This is a genomic window from Companilactobacillus halodurans (genome assembly GCF_009600985.1).
Lineage (GTDB): Bacteria > Bacillota > Bacilli > Lactobacillales > Lactobacillaceae > Companilactobacillus > Companilactobacillus halodurans.
In genome coordinates, this window is sequence record NZ_VDFP01000012.1 from 75,245 (window position 1) to 81,297 (window position 6,053).

A 6,053-nucleotide genomic window follows, 5' to 3' on the forward strand; every position below is an offset into this window, starting at 1 on the left:
ATGAGATATTTATTTTTTGATTTTGATGGAACCATTGCTGATACCCAAGAGGGTATTATCAACGCACTCGAATATATGGTTGAAAAATTAGACATGGAAAATTTAGGTAAAGATGTTTATCGACAATTCATCGGCCCATCTTTGACATACAGTTTAAAAAAATTCTATCCTGATTTTCCAAAAGAGCGCTACCCAGAAGCAATCAAAGCCTATCAAGCTTTTTATAACACAAAGGGTGTCTATCAACTAAAAATTTACCCACATATGAAAGATACCCTCGAAAAATTAGATGCTGCAGGTTATAAATTATATGTTTCATCAGTTAAACCTGAATCTTTAATTAAAAAATTAATTCCTCATTTGGGGCTTGAAAACTATTTTTCCGGACTTTACGGGGCTTCTGATGACGAAATGACGCGGACCGCTAAAACTGAGATTTTAAAATATGGTATGCAAAGTGCAGGTGTCGACTCTAAACAAACTGTCATGATTGGCGACCGTTTAACTGATATGAAAGGCGGAATCGATAATGGCGTTCACACTTTAGGAGTTTTATACGGTTTTGGCGATCGTCAAGAATTAGAAGAATCCGGTGCCCAAGAAATTGCTAAAGAAGTTGTCGATATTCCAGAAACTATCAAGAAATTTTAAATTAACCCTTGCTATGAAACGGGTTCGATAGAATATCATTATTTATGTAGAAAGCAAGTACTACTACTTCGCTAATAGATTTATCATGCAAAGGAGATAGATAATGATGTTCAAAATTTTTAGAAAGAACCATACAACCGCAAATATTGAGTTAGAAAATAATGACCAAATGAGTGCCTTAAAATTGGCCGCTCAAAAAGCTGCTGATGAATTCAATCTGGATGAACAAACTGTCCAAAGTAGTATTTTTGCCAGTGCTGCTCAAGGCAACACAATTTTAGAGGACCGGGCTGTCTTTATGTACGCTACAAGTGAGAAGAAACACCGTGTTCACACAATATTGTTAACATTTAAGGACCCTGTTGCTTGGGGTAACGATCAAAGTTTGATTGATTACTTGATTGTGGGGGTATTCCCTGACAAGTCTAGTCAAAAAGATGTTGATGAATTGACTCAAAATATTACTGATAAGTTACATGGTAGCGATTTGGATGATATTAAGTTTAATGATACTGAATTGAATAAGTTGAATCAGTCGTTTACTGAATAGAGAATTTACATTTGAATATGTACATAAAAAAAGACCAGAAATTTGTTTGATTTCTGATCTTTTTGTTTATTCTATTTGAAATTTTGGTAACTGTTGCGCGTTCTAGTTTTATAGTGGAAACGAGCTCCGGTGGGGCAACCCATTCCGGTTAAGCCTATTTCACAAATCACCCGCACAGTTCGCGGGCAATTCGTGAAATTGTCTTAATCCTCGTGGGCTAACCGCCCTTGCTTCGCTCTCTACTTTGAAACGAGCTGCGCAGGACAGACACTTCCGGTTAAATCTATTTCACGAATCACTCGCATAGTGCGCGAGCAATTTGTGAAATTGCTTTAATCCTCGGTGTCTAAGCCGTCCTGCTCCGCTCTCTACTTATTAACATCAAACTCATATCCACTAGGATAAAACTCTAATCGATTGGTGTTAGTCTGATATTCCGGACACGGTCTCTATGTTAAAATTGTGAAATTAATAAGGAGAACTTATCTATGACTCAAAAATTTTCAGCCGAATTTCAGGCCTCAATTATGGATCTTTACCATTCAGGGGCGTCCGCTAGCCAGTTATCCGCTGACTATAATGTTTCAGTCCAAACAATCTATAAATGGGCCGCTAAAACCAAGGCAGCACCGTCTAAAAGCTATACTGAATCTGATATTAAAGCCTTGGAACAACGGGCGCTTCAGGCAGAAACGGAGGTCGAAATTCTAAAAAAAGCATTAGCCATCTTCGGACGCAAGGACAGATAAATAATAATGAATTGGTGAATTTTATCCGAGATGGCGGATATGAAGTGCGGCTATCATGTCGGCTTTTCGGGATACCTAAATCAACTTTTTATGACATTGTCAACGCCACACCAAGTAACCGAGAGATTGAGACAGAGGCTATCGAGATGGCTATTCAGGATATTTATCAAGCCTCAGACGGAATTTACGGTGCCCCTAAGATTCAGTTCCTGTTAAGTCGTGATTACGACTTACATGTCGGTCTGAAAAGAGTCCAGCGGTTAATGCTTAAGAACAACCTGCGGTCAATTGTCGTTAAAAAGTACCGGCCACAGACCAATAATGACGTGGTCTATAATCGTTTTAATATTTTGGCACAAGATTTTTCAACTACTGGGGCTAATCAAAAATGGGTGACCGATATCACCTACATCTATACAGTTCGTGACGGCTGGACTTACTTGGCTAGTGTGATGGATCTGTGGAGTCGTCGCATTATTGGTTATAGTTATTCGACTACTATGGACGCCCACCTAGTCACCACTGCGCTGGGGAATGCCGCTCTTAATCGACGAATCAAAAATCAAAACATTATTGTACATACCGATTTGGGGGCTCAGTATACCAGTGCTGAGTTTGAGGAAGCCTTACACCAAATGGGAATGGCTCATTCATATAGCCGAAAGGGGACGCCATATGATAATGCCGGTATTGAGTCGTTTCATTCCATTATCAAAAAAGAAGAAGTTTATGTCACCACCTATCAAACCGCCAAGCAAGCTTCAATTAGACTCTTTCAATATATTGAAGGTTGGTACAACCGTAAAAGAATTCACAGTGCTTTAAGCTATATGACCCCTAAGCAATTCGAAGAAACCAACGGCTTCAGTTTGTTAAATTAAGAATAGAGTTCGTGTCCGAGGATTTGACTTAAGTCCAGATAAGCCCTATAAACATAAGCTTTTGTCGAGGCGTTCTTAATCGTTACGTTAAAGACTTGATTTCCTTCTGGATCTACTTCAATAATATTACTTTCTTTACCTTTATTCTTGTAACCAAAGTCTATCAAGGTGTTTCCATTTGATTCTCTTTCGGCATAGCCAATTATATTTGTAAAGTTAGCCTTTCCGAGGTTTTTTCCGTAGGACCATTTTTGGTCAATAGTCATTTTCTTTTCGTTCACATGATATTGCACAGCTTGTGAATACTTACCTGATGTTTTCTTATCTCCATTCGTGACGTCTATATTGTTGTCATACAGGATAATATTTTCTCCATCAGCAGTCTTATTCAATTGATATAATCCGTGTTGGCCTCCGGTTATTGTGGTGCCTTTGGTTGGTGTCAATATCTTGCTACGATACTTCTTAGGCCATGATGACTTAGATTTTCCACTGTAAATCCAAATTATCTTATTAGTCTTGTAATTTAGTTTCATAATCATATCTTGGTTTCTACCAGAAATCATGATAGTATTGTCTGTTTTATCATAATCGACGGCATTTTGGTGGAACCAATCGACTTTCTTGTCAGAACCAGCTTTATAATTTTCGTACATTGACTTAGGCAAGATGCGCTTCAAATCAATTACTTTGACGATTTTACCGGTTTTATGAGAAATTTGAACCATGACATCTTCTTTATACTTCGAACCGTCATTAACTGTGGCTAAAATATCCTTGTTTGGTAATTCCAATAAGTCATGGTGAATAACAGTCGTTTCATCTTTGGAGTTTCCACTGTCGTTTGATTTAACTTTACTGTTGAAACTGTATTCTTTGTAAACTCTTCCCATTGGATCAGTTTCAATCAAGTCATTATAAACTGAAGAATCAACATTTTTCTTGGTCAAAATCAATAAGTGGCCGTCGTCTGTTTGTTCGATAGTATGTTGAGAATAGTCAGTCGAATACCATCTAACTGCTCCATCCGCATCAATCGCAAATGGCTCTTTGGTTGTTCGATTGATTAAAGTTAATTTATTAGTCCCAATATCCATCTTCGACTTATCATTTTTAGAAACTGAAACCTTGGCAGCTTTGACATATTTTGGCAAAGCCCCAGTTTTAATCTTTAGAGTCTTAGTTTCCGTTGTACCATTTTTATACTCAACTGTTACTGTTACTGTATTAGTCTCATCAGCATACAATCCCATAATAGGAACTTGGTGCGTCTTTTTATAACCCTTAACGTTATTAGATACATCGGTATTGTTTGTCTTTCCTTGAACGACATAAGAAACCTTAGCAGCTGAATCAGTTTTAAAAATCATCAAAGCTGTCAGTGGCGAATCTTTATATGGATTAACTTTTACATACGGATTATCCAATGTATTCGAATCTTTTTTAGTTTCCTCTTGATATTTTTTTGTTAATTTCTTTTGTGAATCTTCGCGCGTACTGATCAGTTTAGAACCGATATTTTTCTTGATTTGAGCAGTCGACAATGGCACGTTTTGAGATTTAGATTGTCCACTGCACCCGACCAATATCACGATAAATAGCGATAAAATAACTCCTATTCCGAGATATTTTTTCATTTATTTCCCTCCATTAATAATTTCCAACAATTCATTTTATCGAAATAAAATATACATTTTGTCAACTTTCCATGAAGATTTTATGAAATCCCTAACATAAAGTCCAGCCAAGCGACTCATAATCAAAAATAAACTTGTTTGGATTTTTTTCTTGTGCTATGATACCTGCAAGCGAAATAAATGACGTCAGTGAGCGTCAATTTTGGAGGAAAAAAACATGAAAATAGCAACAAATAACAACCAGCTCGATAGCTACCAAAAGAAAGTGGTTGCATCCACAGCTTCAGGATTTGGATTAGAAAATATGGACGTGATGTTCTTATCATTCGCCCTCTCATCCATCATCGCTGAATTGCATTTAAGTGGAACGCAAGCGGGACTTATCTCGACAATCACAAATATTGGTATGTTATTAGGTGGTATTTTTTTTGGAATTTTAGCCGATAAAATCGGTCGTATCAAAACTTTCAGTCATACAATTTTTATCTTTGCCTTTGCGACAGCAGCAATGTTCTTTGCTCATAACTTGACTATGATCTATATCTGTCGTTTCATTGCCGGTATCGGTGCCGGTGGTGAATATGGTATCGGAATGACTGTCTTAGCCGAAAGTTTCTCTAAAGACAAACTAGGAAGAGTATCTTCGTGGGTCGGTATGGCTGGACAAATTGGTGCCATCTTCGCCTCACTTTTAGCCGCCTTCATTCTCCCAACTCTAGGTTGGCATGCCCTCTTCTTATTCGGTGTTATCCCAGTGATTATTACCTTCTTCATCAGACACCATTTAAGAGAAAGCAAGACCTTTACTAATTCCTCCAAACAAAAGAACGGCAATATCAAACAACTTTTTGCAACACCAAAGATTGCTTATCAAACAATTGCTTTAATGGTAATGGCTATCGTTCAAATCGCCGGTTACTTTGGATTAATGAACTGGCTGCAAACAATCATGCAAAAACAAATGAACTTAACAGTTGGGGCTTCAACTTGGATGATTGCAACCATCTTAGGAATGTGTGCCGGCATGTTAACTTTCGGTTGGATTCTTGATAACTTAGGACCTCGTCTAGCATTCGGAATTTTCTTAACTGCTTCAGCAATTGGAGTTTACATCCTGACTTTACCAAGTAACGTTTGGTCATTGATCATCGTGGGTGCAGTTGTTGGTTACTTCTCAAACGGAATGTTTGCCGGTTATGGTGCTATCGTTAGTCGCCTTTATCCTACTGAAGTCAGAGCAACTGCTAACAACGTTATTATGAACGTCGGTCGCTGTATCGGTGGATTCTCAAGTTTAGCAATTGGTTTTATTCTAGATAACTACAACATCATGACAGTTATGGTCTTTATCTCAACGCTTTATATCATTAGTTTGATTGTCATGCTAACTATTACTAATCTAAAAGCTGCTAACTATAAAAACATCTAATAGTAAGTAAAAAGCATGGTACTCAATTATTGTGAAGTGAACCCTCCTAGTTGGAGTAATCCAACGGGAGGGTTTTCTTTGTTTTCAAAAGATATTAAATTGGCTTGTATAACAGATGTTAATAATGGGTTGCCTATTGTACAAGCTATGAAAAAA

At 37.4% G+C, this 6,053-nt stretch carries 6 protein-coding genes; 5 read left to right on the forward strand and 1 reads right to left on the reverse strand.

The features are described 5' to 3' along the window. The 4 genes from FHL06_RS07335 to FHL06_RS07350 all read left to right on the forward strand — a co-directional run bounded on the left by FHL06_RS07335 (position 1) and on the right by FHL06_RS07350 (position 2,831). Positions 1-651 (forward strand): HAD hydrolase-like protein, encoded by a 651-nt coding sequence (locus tag FHL06_RS07335; protein ID WP_153385577.1) that lies wholly within the window; start codon positions 1-3, stop codon positions 649-651. A 103-nt stretch (positions 652-754) separates the two neighbouring features. Then, positions 755-1,201 carry a PTS sugar transporter subunit IIA gene (locus FHL06_RS07340; RefSeq protein ID WP_153385578.1) on the forward strand — a complete coding sequence of 149 codons (447 nt, stop codon included), beginning with the start codon at positions 755-757 and terminating at the stop codon, positions 1,199-1,201. Between the two features lie 488 nt (positions 1,202-1,689). Then, a complete protein-coding gene (locus tag FHL06_RS07345) occupies positions 1,690-1,950 on the forward strand; it encodes a transposase (RefSeq protein WP_153385579.1) in 261 nt (86 codons plus the stop codon). 14 nt (positions 1,951-1,964) lie between these two features. Next, positions 1,965-2,831: an IS3 family transposase gene (locus FHL06_RS07350; RefSeq protein WP_337692540.1), complete on the forward strand. Its 867-nt coding sequence runs from the start codon at positions 1,965-1,967 to the stop codon at positions 2,829-2,831. Here the strand turns inward: FHL06_RS07350 and FHL06_RS07355 are convergent. Continuing rightward, positions 2,828-4,468, reverse strand: a complete 1,641-nt coding sequence (locus tag FHL06_RS07355) for an aryl-sulfate sulfotransferase (RefSeq protein WP_153385581.1) — start codon at positions 4,466-4,468, stop codon at positions 2,828-2,830. The two genes, FHL06_RS07350 and FHL06_RS07355, sit on opposite strands and share 4 nt — an antisense overlap. Before the next feature lie 217 nt (positions 4,469-4,685). On the opposite strand from FHL06_RS07355, the gene FHL06_RS07360 reads away from it, so the two are divergent. Beyond that, a complete protein-coding gene (locus tag FHL06_RS07360) occupies positions 4,686-5,897 on the forward strand; it encodes an MFS transporter (RefSeq protein ID WP_153385582.1) in 1,212 nt (403 codons plus the stop codon). Positions 5,898-6,053: the final 156 nt, after the last annotated feature.

Coding starts and splice junctions, on each gene's coding strand:
- FHL06_RS07335 (WP_153385577.1), top strand. CDS start 1: ATGAGATATTTATTTTTTGATTTTGATGGAACCATTGCTGATACCCAA.
- FHL06_RS07340 (WP_153385578.1), top strand. CDS start 755: ATGATGTTCAAAATTTTTAGAAAGAACCATACAACCGCAAATATTGAG.
- FHL06_RS07345 (WP_153385579.1), top strand. CDS start 1,690: ATGACTCAAAAATTTTCAGCCGAATTTCAGGCCTCAATTATGGATCTT.
- FHL06_RS07355 (WP_153385581.1), bottom strand. CDS start 4,468: ATGAAAAAATATCTCGGAATAGGAGTTATTTTATCGCTATTTATCGTG.
- FHL06_RS07360 (WP_153385582.1), top strand. CDS start 4,686: ATGAAAATAGCAACAAATAACAACCAGCTCGATAGCTACCAAAAGAAA.